The sequence below is a fragment of the Ruegeria sp. CDSC002 genome, assembly GCF_059610905.1.
In genome coordinates, this window is record NZ_JBXWOM010000007.1 from 84,617 (window position 1) to 99,303 (window position 14,687).

A 14,687-nucleotide genomic window follows, 5' to 3' on the forward strand; every position below is an offset into this window, starting at 1 on the left:
GCAACAAGGTGCAGCAATGAACACCCCTTTGGGCGTAATCCTCGCAGGCGGCCTCGCCACCCGTATGGGCGGCGGCGACAAGGGTCTGTTGCAGATCGGGGGGCAAAGCCTGCTGTCTCATGTCATTGACCGGTTCGGCCCGCAGGTAGACGGTCTGGCGCTGAACGCCAATGGCGACCCCGAACGGTTCGCCGATCTGAACCTGCCGGTTCTGCCCGATACCATCGAAGGTTTCGCCGGGCCTTTGGCGGGTGTGCTGGCGGGGCTCGACTGGGCTGCTAAGCAAGGCGCCGACAGCATAGTCACAGCCGCCGCCGACACGCCGTTTTTTCCACGCGATCTTGTGGCGCGGCTGACCGACGCTGCCCAAGGGCAAACACATCCTCTGGTGCTGGCCACCACGCCGCGCACCGGGGATGAAGCGCTGAAGTCCGGCGGGAAAAAGCGGGTCAACAGGCACCCAACCTTTGGCCTCTGGCCTGTGGCGTTGCGCGATGATCTGCGGGACGCCTTGAATGACGGGCTGCGCAAGGTTGTGCTGTGGACCGACAAACATGACGGGCGTGAGGCCCTGTTCCCGGCGGACCCATTCGATCCTTTCTTCAACGTCAACACGCCCGACGATTTGGCGCGGGCGCAAAAACTGCTGGAGCAGGCATGAGGGTCTTCGGCGTCACCGGCTGGAAAAACGCGGGCAAAACCGGCCTAATGGAGCGGTTAGTGGCCGAGATTACCGGGCGCGGCTTCACGGTTTCGACAGTCAAACACGCGCATCACGCCGTCGATGTCGACCAGCCCGGAACCGATAGCTTCCGCCACCGAGAAGCCGGTGCGTCCGAGGTGCTGTTGGCATCCGGCAAGCGCATTGCGGTGATGCAGGAACTGCGCGGCGCACCTGAGCCGCCACTGGCTGATCTTCTGGCCCGGCTTCTTCCGGTCGATCTTATCATGATCGAAGGGTTCAAACGGGAAAACCACCCCAAGATCGAAGCGTTTCGGGCAGAGGCTGGCAATGCGCTGATGGCCGGGGAGAACAATACGATCCGCGCCGTCGCCAGCGATACGCCCCTGCAGGTACAGGTTCCGGTGCTTGATCTGAACAACACCGCCGCAATCGCGGACTTCATCTTGAAAGAGGTCGGATTATGACGCCGCCAAACATCACTCCTCCGCCCCTGCGAAATGATTGTTTTGCCTTGCCTGCCGGGGTCAACTGGACACCTGTGAACGACGCGCTGGCTTTGTTGCGATCTCGGTTGACGGTGGTGACTTCGGTCGAAACCGCTCTGATCGGGCAGGCTGTGGGGCGGATACTGGCAGAAGACGTTTTCGCGAAACGTTCAAACCCGCCGCAACCGAACACGGCCGTGGATGGTTATGGGTTTTCCGGGGCTGCCCCCGAGGGTCCCCAAGTGATGCCGCTGCAGGATGGGCGCGCTGCGGCCGGTATTCCTTTTGATGGCGCGGTGACACATGGCAAGGCGCTGCGCGTGTTGACCGGCGCAGCGCTGCCTGCTGGTGTGGATACGGTCATACTGGAAGAAGACGTGACCGTTCAGGATGGTCACATCGCCTTTCACGGCCCGCTGAAACAGGGCGCAAATACCCGTAAAGCTGGAGAAGACGTGGCCGAAGGCGATTTGGCGCTGCCTGCCGGGCGCAGGTTGACCCCCGCGGACATGGCCCTTCTTTCGGCCACAGGAATTGCCGAGGTCTCTGTGCGCAAAACGCTTCGGGTTGCGGTGCTTTCAACCGGGGATGAACTGGTCGAGCCTGGAAACTCTGCCGGGCCCGGCCAAATATTTGACGCCAACCGTCCGATGCTGTTGTCGATGATCGCGCGGCTGGGCTATGAGCCGGTGGATATGGGGCGCGTGTCCGACGACCGGGAAGATCTGCGTGACAGGCTGGACAAGGCGTCGGAACAGGCCGACGTCATTCTGACCAGTGGAGGCGCGTCCGCCGGGGATGAGGATCACGTCTCGGCCCTGTTGCGAGAGGCCAGTGCGATGCAGGAGTGGCGCATTGCGCTAAAGCCCGGACGCCCTTTGGCGCTGGGTATGTGGAACGAAACGCCCGTATTTGGCCTGCCGGGTAATCCCGTCGCTGCCAAAGTTTGTACGTTGATCTTTGCCCGTCCTGCGCTGGGTTTGATGGCGGGCGAGGGCTGGTCTGAGCCGCAGGGGTTCGACCTGCCAGCCAATTTCGAGAAGCGCAAAAAACCGGGGCGACGCGAATATCTGCGCGCTCGTGTCCGCAATGGGCGGGTCGAGGTTTTTGCATCGGAAGGATCGGGTCGTATCAGCGGCCTTAGCTGGGCCGAGGGATTGGTCGAGATTCAGGATGGCGCATGTCACATTAGACCGGGCGATCTGGTGCGGTTTATTCCCTATGGCAGCTTTGGGCTGTGATCAATCGAAGGTACCTGCGACACGCCCCAGCAGCATGAACGCACGGGCGGTTCTCGTGTCGCCCAAAGCGGTCAGGTCCGCGTCGCTGGCAATCGGTTCAAATTCAACAATCATGTGATCAAAGCGGCGTAGGAAATGGTGCACGGCGTCCCGGAATATCGGGTCCTGCTTCATCCGCGCTGCCGTCAGTGCCAACGAAGACCGGTCCCTGATCCCGCCCAACGCGGCAACCGCGCGGCCACGCGCGCCCTGTGCGAACTGCCGCCAGATTTCGGGACGCGCCATATCCGGGCGCAGATCGTCCATATAGATGCCTTCCTGGCTTAGCAGTGTAAGCACATCCTGCGAAGCCTGCACCAGTTGGGCGGTCTTGCGATCCCGTAGCGCCAACCTAAGGGCGTCGAACCCTTCAGCATCATCCTGCGTTTCCGGGAAATTCAGCGCTCGAATGAAGGTATCGATCGTCAATGGCGGCGCGATATCTTCGGCCGGGGTGCCCAGTTCCAAAGATGTCTGATCGCCTGTGGCAACGGATGCTTCGCCGCGAACCGGCTCGGTCCGTTTCGACGAAAACGTCGCCAGCGCGGTTTCTGCTTTTTTGGCGGTCTCGGCGATTTCGTCCAGCTTTTTGCTGACACCGGGTTCTTGCAAGCTGGCGGCGCGCTGTTGCTGAATCACGTAAGCCTGACGGATCGCATCTATCGCTGTCTGCAGCCGAGCGCTTTCCTCGCGCATGACGCGGCTGGCACGCATCGCCATAGCGGCGACCCAAATCATCGCCACCGGCATGAAAACAGCCAGCAGAGTCACGACGAATCCGCCGCCATCGACCTTGTCGGGAAGCACCAGAAACACAATCGACACGATCAGCCAAACCACGCTAAGCGCGACGGCAACAATCTCGATCTCGGTCACCGAAGGATGCGAAGGCTTGTCATATATACCCAAAGGGGTTGGCCGTTCGGGATCTTGTTCGGGATTGGGCTCTGACATGGTCAAGGCTCCGGTCAGGCATACTCGATACTTAGAACTTCATAGGACCGCACACCGCCGGGGGTGCGTACTTCGACACTGTCGCCTTCTTCCTTGCCGATCAATGCCCGCGCGATGGGGGATTTGATATTCAGCAGGCCGTTTTCGATGTTGGCTTCGTATTCGCCAACAATCTGCCAGGTCTTTTCCTCGTCAGTGTCTTCATCCACCAGGGTGACCTTTGCGCCAAATTTGATCGCGCCGTTCAGTTTGGCGGGGTCGATCACATCGGCAAGCGACAGAATGCCTTCCAGCTCTTTGATGCGACCTTCGATGAAGCCCTGCTTTTCGCGGGCCGAATGATACTCGGCATTCTCTTTCAGGTCGCCCAGCTCGCGCGCTGTTGCGATGGCTTCGATGATCGCCGGGCGCTCGACGGACTTGAGGTTTTTGAGCTCCGCCCCAAGCGCGGCATTACCCGCAGGCGTCATTGGAATTTTTTCCATGTTCTTGTCGTCCACGCATAAATTGGTTCGCCCCGCCGCATGAGACACGCGTCGGGGCGATTTGATGGGTCGTCAATTAACTGACCCAAATGAGGCGTGAATTGCAAGGGGGCTTGGTCGCACAACGCGCGGATTACGGCCTATGGTGTTCGGGAAAAGTCTGAATCGCCAATACCCTGCCACGCTCGTGGCTCTCGGGGCATTGGCGATGAAGAATCTATCGGGTGTTGCCCAGAACGCCTTAATCGTAGCTAATCACTTCGAATTCGATGTCATTGTCGTCATTGAAATAGAACCGCCGACCCGGTTCATAATCAGCATGGGACTTGGGCGTAAAACCGGCGTCGATCACCTTCTGCTCGGTCGTGTCGATGTCTTCGACCAGAACGCCCACGTGGTTCAGCCCTCCGACGATGTCATAGCTGCTTTCCCCGGACGGTTGTGGATCGCTGGGCGCGTAAAGCGCCAGATAGGTGTGCTTGGAGCCCACGTGAACCGTGTAACCGCCTGCAATTGCCGGGCCTTCCCAGCGTGTTTTCCAACCGAACACCTTGTGCATCCACGCAGCCGAGGCCTGCGGGTCGCGAACGGTGAAGTTGGTGTGTTCAAGTGTCGCCATCATGGGATCTCCTTCGTGTTTTGAGGCTTGTCCCGACTCACCATAATTCCTAAACCTAACTTTAGATCAAGGGATTTTCAGGAGGATGTGATGGCGGCTTCGGAAGGGTTGGCAATTGGCGCATTGGCCCGACGCACAGGCTTGGCCGTTTCGGCGATCCGGTACTATGAGGCGCAAGGTCTGATATCGCCCTGGCGCAATGCGGGCGGGCAGCGGCGATATCAGCGCGCAGATATCAGGCGCCTGAGTTTTGTGATGATTGCGCAGCAGTTCGGCCTGACCTTGCCCGAGATCCGCGAGGTCCTGTCTGGCCTGCCTGGAAACCGCACGCCAACACCGCAGGATTGGCAGGACATCAGCAAGGGGCTAAGGGCCCATCTGGACCAGCGAATCGATACCCTGACGCGCTTGCGCGACAATTTGGATGGCTGCATTGGTTGCGGATGTCTAAGCCTGCCGAAATGCGCCCTCTACAACCCGGATGACCGCGCAAAATCCAATGGTAGCGGTCCCAGGTACCTGATGGGGGACTCACCAGAGGCATAACTGCCGCATTGCAGCAAAGTTACGCCGTGTTTTGATTGACCAAGGTGTTTGCGACCATGTAATCAGCCGTGAAACAAAATTGCGCAGAGCATGCTGTGAAAGCGCCAATTCGGAAAGTTAGCTAGGGAGCCCGCGATGGCCGAGATTGAACGCGAAGCGATGGAATACGACGTGGTGATCGTGGGCGCAGGCCCCGCGGGCCTGTCGGCGGCCATCCGTCTGAAACAGCTGGATGCCGACCTGAACGTCGTGGTTCTGGAAAAGGGCTCGGAAGTGGGCGCGCATATCCTGTCGGGCGCGGTTCTGGACCCTTGCGGGCTGGACGCACTGATCCCGGACTGGAAAGAAAAAGGCGCGCCGCTGAACGTGCCGGTGCATGAAGATAACTTCTACATGCTGGGCGAGGCGGGCAAGATTCGCATTCCCAACTTCCCAATGCCGCCGCTGATGAACAACCACGGCAACTACATTGTTTCGATGGGTAATGTTTGCCGCTGGATGGCTGAACAGGCGGAAGAGCTGGGCGTGGAAATCTTCCCCGGCATGGCGTGTTCGGAACTGGTGTATGGCGACAATGGCGAAGTCAAAGGCGTCGTCGCCGGTGTCTTCGGCCTAGAGCCTGATGGATCATACGGGCCGCAGACCGAGCCAGGTATGGAACTGCATGGCAAGTACGTCTTCCTGTCGGAAGGTGTGCGCGGTTCGCTGTCCAAGGAAGTCATCGCCAAGTATGACCTCTCTGCTGGCAAAGAGGTGCAGAAATACGGCGTGGGCATGAAAGAGATCTGGGAGATCGACCCGGCCAAGCACAAGGAAGGCTCGGTCACGCACACCATGGGTTGGCCGCTGGGCAGCAACGCGGGCGGCGGGTCATTCATCTACCACCTTGAAAACAATCAGGTCTATGTCGGTTTCGTGGTTCACCTGAACTACAAGAACCCGCATCTGTATCCGTACATGGAATTTCAGCGCTTCAAGCACCACCCGATGGTGGCCGAGCTGCTGAAAGGCGGCAAGCGCGTCGCTTACGGCGCCCGTGCAATCACCGAGGGTGGTTATCAGTCGATGCCGAAACTAGTCGCGCCGGGCGTGGCGCTGTTGGGTTGTTCCGCAGGCATGGTCAACGTGCCGCGCATCAAAGGCAACCACAACGCGATGCTGTCCGGCAAAGCGGCGGCTGAAGCGGCGTTTGACGCCATCAAGGCCGAGCGTTCGGGTGATGAACTGACCGCCTATGAAACCGACGTGCGCGAAGGTGCAATCGGCGCAGACCTGAAGAAGGTGCGCAACGTCAAGCCGCTGTGGTCGAAATACGGCCTGACCGCCAGCCTGATGCTGGGCGGCATGGATATGTGGACTAACACGCTGGGCTTTTCGCTGCTGGGCACTCTGGGTCACGGCAAGAACGATGCTGAATCGACCGAAGAGGCCAGCAAGCACAAGCCCATCGATTATCCAAAGCCCGATGGCAAGCTGTCCTTTGATCGTTTGACCAACGTGTCCTTTGCGATGACCAACCATGAGGAAAGTCAGCCTTGCCACCTGAAGCTGGCCGATCCGGAAATCCCGGTCAAAGTAAACTTGCCCAAGTTCGACGAACCGGCGCAGCGCTATTGCCCGGCTGGTGTGTACGAGATGGTCGAGGATGAAGATGGCGCACGATTCGTCATCAACTTCCAGAACTGCGTCCACTGCAAAACCTGCGACATCAAGGACCCCAGTCAGAACATCACCTGGACCACGCCGCAGGGCGGGGATGGACCGAACTATCCCAACATGTAAGCGAAAACATGGGCAATGGCGGGGTCGTGAAGGCTCTGCCATTGCCTCTTTCCGGTCAAAGCCCTAGCTTGTTGTCCAGTCAACGATAGCAAGGCAGGATTTTGGTGGCTTCCCTCGTTCGTCGCGCGGCATTTGCCGCGCTTTTAACCTCGTCATTTGCATTCCCGGCGCTGTCGGACTCTGGCTCTGGGTCGTATTTGGCCGGGCGTCAGGCGATTTATCAAAGCGATTATATTTCTGCCGAGAAATATTATGCGCAGGCCCTGCGCGCCGACCCTGAAAATGGCAAACTTCTGGAAAACGTCGTTGTAGCGCGTCTTGCATTGGGTGAGATCGAGCGCGCGCTGCCGGTTGCGCAGTCAATTGAGGCGCTTGAACTGCCAAGTCAGGCGGCAAAGATGGTCATCATGGCCAACCTGATTGACGACGGAAAGCTGGATGAGCTGCTTGCTCGTGATCCTGAAACCCAAGGTGTTGGGCCATTAGTAGATGGCTTGGTTCTGAGTTGGGTCTATGTGGCGCAAGGTGCCATGACCAAAGCGATGGAAAAGTTCGACGAAGTCGGCACCCAAGAGGGGCTTCTGGAATTCGCGCTTTACCACAAGGCGTTGGCGCTGGCGTCCATTGGTGACTTCGAAGGGGCCGAAGAGATTTTTGCGGCAAACAACGGAGCGGTGTCGCGGTTCTCGCGCCGGGCGGCCTTGGCCCGGACCGAAGTATTGTCGCAGCTGGACCGCAACGAAGACGCCCTGCAATATCTGAAAGACGTTTTCGCGGCGGGCAGCGACCCATCCATCGAAGGTTACGTGGCGCGTTTGAAGGCGGGTGAAACGTTGCCATTTACACACATACAGTCGGCGCAGGACGGTATGGCTGAAGTGTTCTTTTCTGTCGGTGCCGCGCTCAGCAGCGAGGCGTCACAGGACTATGTACTTCTCTATGCCCGGATTGCCGCGTTTCTGAGCCCGGACCACGTGGACGCAATCCTACTAAGCGCCGAGTTGCTGGATGCACTGGAACAATATGACCTGGCCGTCGAAGCCTATCGTATGGTGCCGTCCACCAGCAGCGATTACCACGCGGCCGAGTTGGGCCGGGCCGAGGTTCTGAGCCGATCGGGAAAAACGGATGCAGCCGCCGAAGTTCTGCAGAACCTCGCGGCGCAAAGCCCCAGCCTGCCCAGTGTGCATGTAGCCCTGGCTGATCTGCAACGGCGGCAAGAAAACTATGTCGATGCCGTTGGGACCTATGACACTGCTATCGAACTGACCGAGCAGGGTGTCAGCGGCAACTGGTTTTTGTATTACGCCCGCGGTATCTCGCACGAGCGTCTCAAGCACTGGAAAGCGGCTGAGGCCGATTTCCGTCGCGCGCTGGAACTGAACCCTGATCAACCACAAGTTCTGAACTATTTGGGCTACTCGCTGGTCGAACGGCAGGAAAAGCTGGACGAAGCACTGAACATGATCGAACGCGCTGTCGCGGCGCGCCCTGACAGCGGCTATATTGTCGACAGTCTTGGCTGGGTTCTGTTCCGACTGGGCCGCTATGACGAAGCCGTCGCGCATATGGAGCGCGCGGTCGAACTGATGCCGGTTGATCCTGTGGTAAATGACCACCTTGGCGATGTCTATTGGGCCGTGGGCCGCGCGCGCGAAGCTGAATTTCAGTGGAAGCGTGCTCTGTCCTTTGTTGATCCCGACGACACGGATGGTGAGGCCGACCCCGAGCGCATTCGTCGTAAGATTGAGGTGGGTCTGGACGCGGTCTTGGCCGAAGAAGGCGCCGATCCATTGAAAGTCGCCAATGGCAATTGAGGGTTTCGCGCCCGCCAAGATCAACCTGACCCTGCATGTGACCGGCCGACGCGATGATGGATATCATCTGCTGGACTCTCTCGTAGTGTTTGCAGATGTCGGGGATAAGCTGGAATTCACGCTGGGGTCAGAGCTGTCGATGTCAGTGGCCGGTGAACACGCCAAGGGCGTTCCGGCGGACGACCGAAATCTAGTCTGGAAAGCTGCCGCCGCCGCTGGATGGACCGGGCATATCAACCTGAACAAAGCGCTGCCCCACGGTGGTGGCATTGGCGGCGGATCATCCGACGCCGCGGCGACATTGCGCATGATTGCAGATCAGGGTGTGGCTATCCCCAGCGAAACTGCCCTGACCCTTGGTGCGGATGTGCCGGTTTGCATGATGGCAAGGGCCACCCGGATGCGCGGCATCGGCGAGCGGTTGCAGCCGGTCTCAATGCCGCAATTGCCAGCGCTTTTGGTCAATCCAGGTCTCGAAGTCCCAACTGGCGCCGTATTCTCTGCCTTGCAGTGCCGCGACAACCCGCCAATGCCTGATGAAATCCCGGTCTTTGAAACGCCCAAGGCATGCGCGGATTGGGTGCAGGAACAACGCAATGACTTGGAGCCACCGACAAATGGCATCGCACCCGAGGTTGCCCGGGTGCTGGATGATCTGTCGGATACGAAAGATGTTCTGCTGGCTCGGATGTCAGGTTCGGGTTCGACCTGTTTTGCGCTCTACCCGACGATGAAAGCCGCCCATTTTGCAGCCTACGAGATTGGCGCGGCGCACCCCGATTGGTGGTGCCGCGCCACGCAGCTTAATTGAGGCGCGAAACCACGTAGTCAGCCAGATCGCGCAGCAACGACCGGATCTCGTGATCCGGCAGCGCATCCAGCGCGGTCTTGGCTTTGGTGGCCCACCCAAACGCATCCGACCGTGTGGCGTCCAGCGTGCCGTATTTGTTCATCAGGCTCAGCGCATGGTCCAGATCGCCGTCTTCCTGACGGCCTCGACCAATTGTACGCTCCCAAAAGGCGTGCTCCTCCGGGGTGGCCTGTGCGATGGCTTTGATGACGGGCAAGGTCAGTTTGCGCTCGCGGAAGTCGTCGCCGACATTCTTGCCGGTTGCCTTGCTGTCACCATGATAATCCAACAGGTCATCGGCAATTTGGAACGCAATTCCCAGCGCATCGCCGTATTCGTATAGCGCCTTAACCTGATCCTCAGCCGCGCCAGCAATCACGCCGCCCACTTCGGTCGCGGCGGAAAACAGCGCGGCGGTCTTGCCGCGCACGACCTGCAAATAGATTGCCTCGGTAGTGCCCAGATCGGTGGCAGCTGTCATCTGCAACACTTCGCCCTCGGCAATGGTGGCCGAGGCATTGGCCAGAATGTCCAGCACCCGCAGCGACCCGGTCTCAACCATCAGCTGGAAACTGCGGGAAAACAGGTAGTCGCCGACAAGAACGCTGGATTTATTGTCCCACAACAAGTTCGCCGTGGGGCGGCCACGCCGCTGTGCGCTTTCATCAACGACATCGTCGTGCAACAGGGTTGCGGTGTGGATGAATTCAACCGTCGCGGCCAGTCGCACGTGATGATCACCCGGATAGTCAAACATCCGGGCCGCCGCCAGCGTCAGCATTGGGCGCAGACGCTTGCCGCCTGCTTCAACCAGATGCGCAGTCACTTCCGGGATGCGCGGTGCGTGTTCCGACGCCATGCGCGTACGGATCAACTGGTTTACGGCATCCAATTCGCCGTCCAGAATCTCGGCCAGGCGCTCATGCGGTTTCGAGATCGTGTCGATGTTCATCACTCTCCTGATACAAGGCTCGACTTCCGCCTTGCCTTGCCCTTACATCCATCCCCATGAAAGAACTTTTGCGCAGCACCGATCCGACGATTCTGGCCTTTGCTTCCGCCCTTCTTGAGGGCGAGGATATAGACTGCTTTCAGATGGACGTAAATATGAGCATCCTCGAAGGAGGCATAGGAATCTTTCCGCGCCGCCTGATGGTGCGAGCCGATGACCTGACCCGCGCAGAACGGGTAATGCGTGACAACGAAATCCCTCTGGGCAGATGAACCCGTTTTCCGATAGTGAATTGACCCAAAATGATTTTCTGGGCGGGCGTGTGCGTTTGTTGCAGCCGCGCGCAGGATATCGCGCGGGGGTTGACCCGGTTTTGCTGGCAGCGGTCGTCCCGGCGACACGTGGTCACACCGTGTTGGAACTGGGCTGTGGCGCGGGTGCCGCGATCCTGTGCCTGCTGGCCCGCGTGCCGGGTCTGCAGGCCGTTGGGGTCGAGTTACAGGCAAGCTATGCAGAATTGGCACGCCGAAACGCCGCGGAAAATGACGCGCCGCTGGAGGTAGTCGAGGCCGATATCAGTGCATTGCCAGCTACGCTCAAACAGCGGCAATTCGATCATGTACTCGCAAACCCGCCTTATTACCGTGCTGGCGCGCATAGCCCGGCAGATGACACGGGGCGTAGTATTGCGTTGGGCGAGCAAACGCCTTTGGAGACATGGATTGACTGCGCGGCCAAGCGCCTCGCGCCTCGCGGGCACTTGCATATGATCCAGAAAGCCAACCGTCTTCCCGACATATTGATGGCATGCGAGGGGCGGTTGGGATCGGTTGAAATCCTGCCACTGGCCGCCAGAGCCGGTCGCAAGGCAGAATTGGTAATTTTACGGGCCAGAAAGGGTGGGCGCGCCGATTTTCAGCTGCGTGCGCCAGTCGTATTACACGACGGGGATCGGCACGAACGTGATGGGGAAAGCTATACGCCACAGGTCTCAGACGTGTTGCGCAAAGGGGCCTCGCTGCCGGGGTTTTCTGATCAATAGGCATTAACCAGCCGAATTTGTCGGATTTATTACAGATTCTGTGCGTCTGCGGCGTGACAGGCTGGAAACGATGTGGTCAACTTCTTACGTGAACCTGAGACACCAACGAAGGAGTATCGCCATGAGCGTGAGCGCACATCTGACCGAACTGAAGAAAAAGCACGAAACTCTCGGTCTTGAAGTTGAACAAGCCCAACGCGCGCCAGGTATCGATGATCTCCATATCGCTCAACTCAAAAAACAAAAACTAAGGCTAAAAGAAGAGATCGAACGCCTGTCAGCCTAGGTTTTCATACTCGCCCGCGCGGCATTGGCCGCGCCGCCAGTAATCAATAGGGCCGCGATCGCCAGACCCCAGGACGGGGCGGCGATCCCGGCCACAACCAAAGCTAGCGTAGACAACAAGGGTGCCGCGTACGACGCCGTCCCCAATAGCTGTATGTCGCCTTGCTTGACCCCAATATCCCAGACATAGAACGCCAACCCCACCGGTCCCAGGCCCAGTGCGATCACGGACGTCCAACTAAAGGCACTGTCAGGCCAGACGGTGTCTTCGACAGCAAGGTGCAGCAAACCGGATGCTATGGCGGTCGCAATACAGAAAACGGCGACAGAGCTGGTTGGCGTATCGCCCAGCCGACGCGACAGGACCGAATATCCAGACCACGTCAACGCGCATAACAAGGCCAAGGCGTAGCCGGGCAGGTGGTCGGTCTGAAACCCATTGCTGCCGCCTCCGGCGATGATCACGGCAGCCCCTGCAAACCCCAGACATGCGCCGAACAAATGTCCGATGCGCAGGTGTTCGCCCGGCAAAAGCCCGGAAAACAACACGATGAGCAACGGCCAGAGATATGCGATCAGACCAGCCTCGGCCGCCGGGGCCATGCGAAGGGCCGAGAAATATAGCGCGTGATAGCCGAACAACCCGATTGTGCCGAACAGATAGGTAGTCCACGGCACGTCCCGCAATTGCCGCAACCCACCGCTGCGCCAAGTCCAGATCAGGCCAAGTGTTCCACCAATCGAAAAGCAGATTGCATTCAGCAACAGTGGCGGCGTGGGGGATGACCCGACGGTGAACAAGGCCAGCAGCGACCAAAGCAAGACGGCGGCAAACCCGATGGCTGTAGCGCGCGATTTGGTCATAGGCTTTGAACCTCTTGGACCGGGATGATGTTGAATTCGTCCGAGATATGCGCGGTCTTTTCGATCTCGGCCATGAACCAGTCGCGGAAGGCGGCGATTTGGGGCCTGTTTTCTGCACCTGGCAAGCACAGAAACCGAAACCGGCCTTGCGTTTCGATAGCCGTTTTGAACGGAGCAACAAGACGTCCCTCGGTAAGGTCCTTCAGGATCATAGCCCGGCGACCCAATACCACGCCAACGCCCGCAACCGCAGCATCAATTGCGTGGTCTGCGTTCGAAAAATGCGCCCCATGCGTTGGGGCATAATCCACTCCGACCGCGCGAAACCAGGTCGGCCAATCGCTGGGTGGTTGTAGGAACGCAATCGAATCGTCAAAGATCAATGGTGCGTCCCTCAGGCTGTCGGGGGTGGGGAATTGCTCGGCCAGATCTGGTGTCATCACCGGGGTCAGCCATTCCTTGCGAACCGGCAGGGAATACAATCCTTCATCCCCACCGTAGCCAAATCGAATGGCGACATCCACGTCATCACGTTCAAGATCCATGATCCGCAACGTTGCCGAGAATTTCAGGTCAATCTCGGGATGCGCCCGTGCAAATTCATACAGGCGCGGTGCCAGCCACTTGGCTGTCAGCGCCGGGCCTGCTGTCACGGTCAGCGAGGTATCGTTGCCCTGCCGGCGCGCAGCTTGCCACGCCATCTGCAGTGCGGCGAATCCTTCGGCCGCGCCGGGGGCAAGGGCGCGTCCGGCCTCGGTCAGCTCAACCGCCCGGTTCAAGCGGTGAAACAAGGGCCGGCCCAGATGTTCCTCCAGTGATTTGATCTGGAAAGACAGGGCTGCCGGGGTCACGCGTAACTCCTCTGCGGCTTTGGCAAAGGACATGTGGCGTGCTGCGGCGTCGAAGGCACGCAGGGCGGTTAGCGGAGGAAGGTAATCGCTCATCAATACGCAAGAATATCTTAACTGAAACCCAAAGAAAGCTCGTTTGTCGCCTTTCTTGATAAGGCGCATATTGGGTTCAAGTCAAACATAGCTGAACTGAAAGGATGACTGCCATGATCGAAATGACGACCAACCCCGCAGCTGCCCGCGCCTTTCAGCGGGCCCATGCTGAACGTGGCAAGATGATCAAACACGCCCTTATGTGGCTATTCGGTTCCCGCTGAGCGCAGCGCGCGCGTTCTTACGGGATAAAAAAGGGCCGGTCCGAAATGGACCGGCCCGTTGTCTTTTCTACGCTTCAAATCAGACGAAGAATTGCGCACCGTTGGCCGAGATGGTCGAGCCATTGATGAACTGAGAATCGTCGGATGCCAGGAACGCCACGCAGCGCGCGATTTCTTCGGGCTCACCCAGGCGACCTGCTGGGATCTGGCCGATAATGGATTCGCGGACTTTTTCAGGAACAGCCATCACCATCTCGGTTGCGATATAGCCGGGGCAAATCGCGTTGGCGGTAATGCCTGCACGCGCGCCTTCCTGCGCCAGCGATTTCACGATGCCCAGATCGCCTGCTTTGGTCGCGGCATAGTTCACCTGAGCGAACTGGCCCTTCTGACCATTGATCGAGCTGATGACGATGACGCGGCCGAACTTACGCTCGCGCATGCCGTTCCAGACAGGGTGCACTGTGTTGAACACGCCGGTCAGGTTGGTGTCGATTACCTGGTGCCACTGTTCGGGGGTCATCTTGTGGAAGGGTGCGTCGCGAGTGATGCCCGCGTTTGCAACCACGATGTCGATCGCGCCAACCTCGGCTTCGACTTTTTCAATTCCGGCTTTGGATTCGTCATAATCAGCGACGTTCCACTTGTAGGTGGCGATGCCGGTCTCTTCGGTGAACTTCGCGGCGGCTTCGTCGTTCCCCGCATAGGTGGCTGCAACATTGTACCCTTCGGCCTTGAGCGCCTTGGAAATTGCTGCGCCGATGCCGCGGGAGCCGCCGGTAACGAGTGCTGTACGTGCCATTTAGGAATCCTCCAATTAAAGTCGTCTTGGTAATGCTGTTACTTTGAGAGGTGATCGTGCGCAATATTGTT

At 58.9% G+C, this 14,687-nt stretch carries 17 protein-coding genes; 10 read left to right on the top strand and 7 right to left on the bottom strand.

What is annotated here, in order from left to right:
- Window positions 1–16: 16 nt before the first annotated feature.
- Genes mobA through AC2FJE_RS14340 form a run of 3 tightly spaced genes read left to right on the top strand, consistent with a single transcriptional unit; the run spans window position 17 to window position 2,411 of the window.
- Window positions 17–661 (top strand): molybdenum cofactor guanylyltransferase MobA, encoded by a 645-nt coding sequence (gene mobA, locus AC2FJE_RS14330; protein ID WP_496756509.1) that lies wholly within the window; start codon window positions 17–19, stop codon window positions 659–661.
- Entirely contained in the window at window positions 658–1,149 is a 492-nt protein-coding gene (gene mobB / locus AC2FJE_RS14335) for a molybdopterin-guanine dinucleotide biosynthesis protein B (protein WP_496756505.1), read from the top strand. Before mobA ends, mobB begins: the two co-directional genes overlap by 4 nt.
- Entirely contained in the window at window positions 1,146–2,411 is a 1,266-nt protein-coding gene (locus tag AC2FJE_RS14340) for a molybdenum cofactor synthesis domain-containing protein (RefSeq protein ID WP_496761079.1), read from the top strand. Before mobB ends, AC2FJE_RS14340 begins: the two co-directional genes overlap by 4 nt.
- On the opposite strand, the gene AC2FJE_RS14345 is transcribed toward AC2FJE_RS14340, so the two are convergent.
- The 3 genes from AC2FJE_RS14345 to AC2FJE_RS14355 all read right to left on the bottom strand — a co-directional run bounded on the left by AC2FJE_RS14345 (window position 2,412) and on the right by AC2FJE_RS14355 (window position 4,511).
- A complete protein-coding gene (locus tag AC2FJE_RS14345; protein ID WP_496756499.1) occupies window positions 2,412–3,404 on the bottom strand; it encodes a hypothetical protein in 993 nt (330 codons plus the stop codon).
- Between the two features lie 14 nt (window positions 3,405–3,418).
- On the bottom strand, window positions 3,419–3,889 hold the full coding sequence (gene greA, locus AC2FJE_RS14350) for a transcription elongation factor GreA (RefSeq protein ID WP_058278909.1): 471 nt from the start codon (window positions 3,887–3,889) through the stop codon (window positions 3,419–3,421).
- 241 nt (window positions 3,890–4,130) lie between these two features.
- Window positions 4,131–4,511 carry a VOC family protein gene (locus AC2FJE_RS14355; RefSeq protein WP_058273569.1) on the bottom strand — a complete coding sequence of 127 codons (381 nt, stop codon included), beginning with the start codon at window positions 4,509–4,511 and terminating at the stop codon, window positions 4,131–4,133.
- Window positions 4,512–4,598: 87 nt separating this feature from the next.
- On the opposite strand from AC2FJE_RS14355, the gene soxR reads away from it, so the two are divergent.
- From soxR to AC2FJE_RS14375, 4 genes are all read left to right on the top strand, one after another.
- Window positions 4,599–5,054 (top strand): redox-sensitive transcriptional activator SoxR, encoded by a 456-nt coding sequence (gene soxR / locus AC2FJE_RS14360; RefSeq protein ID WP_058278822.1) that lies wholly within the window; start codon window positions 4,599–4,601, stop codon window positions 5,052–5,054.
- 135 nt (window positions 5,055–5,189) lie between these two features.
- Window positions 5,190–6,836: an electron transfer flavoprotein-ubiquinone oxidoreductase gene (locus AC2FJE_RS14365; RefSeq protein WP_058273567.1), complete on the top strand. Its 1,647-nt coding sequence runs from the start codon at window positions 5,190–5,192 to the stop codon at window positions 6,834–6,836.
- A gap of 104 nt (window positions 6,837–6,940) precedes the next feature.
- Complete coding sequence (locus tag AC2FJE_RS14370) at window positions 6,941–8,653, top strand: tetratricopeptide repeat protein (RefSeq protein ID WP_496761080.1); 1,713 nt, start codon at window positions 6,941–6,943, stop codon at window positions 8,651–8,653.
- The gene (locus tag AC2FJE_RS14375) at window positions 8,643–9,464 is read left to right on the top strand and encodes a 4-(cytidine 5'-diphospho)-2-C-methyl-D-erythritol kinase (protein WP_496756493.1); all 822 of its coding nucleotides are present in this window, start codon (window positions 8,643–8,645) and stop codon (window positions 9,462–9,464) included. Before AC2FJE_RS14370 ends, AC2FJE_RS14375 begins: the two co-directional genes overlap by 11 nt.
- Here the strand turns inward: AC2FJE_RS14375 and AC2FJE_RS14380 are convergent.
- Window positions 9,457–10,455: a polyprenyl synthetase family protein gene (locus tag AC2FJE_RS14380; RefSeq protein ID WP_496756491.1), complete on the bottom strand. Its 999-nt coding sequence runs from the start codon at window positions 10,453–10,455 to the stop codon at window positions 9,457–9,459. The two genes, AC2FJE_RS14375 and AC2FJE_RS14380, sit on opposite strands and share 8 nt — an antisense overlap.
- A gap of 56 nt (window positions 10,456–10,511) precedes the next feature.
- Between AC2FJE_RS14380 and AC2FJE_RS14385 the strand changes: the two genes are divergently transcribed.
- From AC2FJE_RS14385 to AC2FJE_RS14395, 3 genes are all read left to right on the top strand, one after another.
- Window positions 10,512–10,727 (top strand): putative signal transducing protein, encoded by a 216-nt coding sequence (locus AC2FJE_RS14385; protein WP_037316655.1) that lies wholly within the window; start codon window positions 10,512–10,514, stop codon window positions 10,725–10,727.
- Window positions 10,724–11,497, top strand: coding sequence for a tRNA1(Val) (adenine(37)-N6)-methyltransferase (locus tag AC2FJE_RS14390; RefSeq protein WP_496756489.1), 774 nt, complete (start codon window positions 10,724–10,726; stop codon window positions 11,495–11,497). The genes AC2FJE_RS14385 and AC2FJE_RS14390 overlap by 4 nt, the downstream gene beginning before the upstream one ends.
- A gap of 121 nt (window positions 11,498–11,618) precedes the next feature.
- A complete protein-coding gene (locus AC2FJE_RS14395) occupies window positions 11,619–11,783 on the top strand; it encodes a YdcH family protein (RefSeq protein ID WP_082649277.1) in 165 nt (54 codons plus the stop codon).
- Here AC2FJE_RS14395 and yddG read toward each other — a convergent pair.
- From yddG to phbB, 3 genes are all read right to left on the bottom strand, one after another.
- Window positions 11,780–12,646 (bottom strand): aromatic amino acid exporter YddG, encoded by an 867-nt coding sequence (gene yddG, locus AC2FJE_RS14400; protein ID WP_496756483.1) that lies wholly within the window; start codon window positions 12,644–12,646, stop codon window positions 11,780–11,782. The genes AC2FJE_RS14395 and yddG overlap by 4 nt on opposite strands.
- Entirely contained in the window at window positions 12,643–13,590 is a 948-nt protein-coding gene (locus AC2FJE_RS14405) for a transcriptional regulator GcvA (RefSeq protein ID WP_282169821.1), read from the bottom strand. The genes yddG and AC2FJE_RS14405 overlap by 4 nt, the downstream gene beginning before the upstream one ends.
- A 303-nt stretch (window positions 13,591–13,893) precedes the next feature.
- The gene (phbB, locus tag AC2FJE_RS14410; protein WP_109312925.1) at window positions 13,894–14,616 is read right to left on the bottom strand and encodes an acetoacetyl-CoA reductase; all 723 of its coding nucleotides are present in this window, start codon (window positions 14,614–14,616) and stop codon (window positions 13,894–13,896) included.
- Window positions 14,617–14,687: the final 71 nt, after the last annotated feature.

Excerpts from the sequence above, each read along its gene's own strand:
- mobA (WP_496756509.1), top strand. The coding sequence starts at position 17 with ATGAACACCCCTTTGGGCGTAATCCTCGCAGGCGGCCTCGCCACCCGT.
- mobB (WP_496756505.1), top strand. The coding sequence starts at position 658 with ATGAGGGTCTTCGGCGTCACCGGCTGGAAAAACGCGGGCAAAACCGGC.
- AC2FJE_RS14340 (WP_496761079.1), top strand. The coding sequence starts at position 1,146 with ATGACGCCGCCAAACATCACTCCTCCGCCCCTGCGAAATGATTGTTTT.
- AC2FJE_RS14345 (WP_496756499.1), bottom strand. The coding sequence starts at position 3,404 with ATGTCAGAGCCCAATCCCGAACAAGATCCCGAACGGCCAACCCCTTTG.
- greA (WP_058278909.1), bottom strand. The coding sequence starts at position 3,889 with ATGGAAAAAATTCCAATGACGCCTGCGGGTAATGCCGCGCTTGGGGCG.
- AC2FJE_RS14355 (WP_058273569.1), bottom strand. The coding sequence starts at position 4,511 with ATGATGGCGACACTTGAACACACCAACTTCACCGTTCGCGACCCGCAG.
- soxR (WP_058278822.1), top strand. The coding sequence starts at position 4,599 with ATGGCGGCTTCGGAAGGGTTGGCAATTGGCGCATTGGCCCGACGCACA.
- AC2FJE_RS14365 (WP_058273567.1), top strand. The coding sequence starts at position 5,190 with ATGGCCGAGATTGAACGCGAAGCGATGGAATACGACGTGGTGATCGTG.
- AC2FJE_RS14375 (WP_496756493.1), top strand. The coding sequence starts at position 8,643 with ATGGCAATTGAGGGTTTCGCGCCCGCCAAGATCAACCTGACCCTGCAT.
- AC2FJE_RS14380 (WP_496756491.1), bottom strand. The coding sequence starts at position 10,455 with ATGAACATCGACACGATCTCGAAACCGCATGAGCGCCTGGCCGAGATT.
- AC2FJE_RS14385 (WP_037316655.1), top strand. The coding sequence starts at position 10,512 with ATGAAAGAACTTTTGCGCAGCACCGATCCGACGATTCTGGCCTTTGCT.
- AC2FJE_RS14390 (WP_496756489.1), top strand. The coding sequence starts at position 10,724 with ATGAACCCGTTTTCCGATAGTGAATTGACCCAAAATGATTTTCTGGGC.
- AC2FJE_RS14395 (WP_082649277.1), top strand. The coding sequence starts at position 11,619 with ATGAGCGTGAGCGCACATCTGACCGAACTGAAGAAAAAGCACGAAACT.
- yddG (WP_496756483.1), bottom strand. The coding sequence starts at position 12,646 with ATGACCAAATCGCGCGCTACAGCCATCGGGTTTGCCGCCGTCTTGCTT.
- AC2FJE_RS14405 (WP_282169821.1), bottom strand. The coding sequence starts at position 13,590 with ATGAGCGATTACCTTCCTCCGCTAACCGCCCTGCGTGCCTTCGACGCC.
- phbB (WP_109312925.1), bottom strand. The coding sequence starts at position 14,616 with ATGGCACGTACAGCACTCGTTACCGGCGGCTCCCGCGGCATCGGCGCA.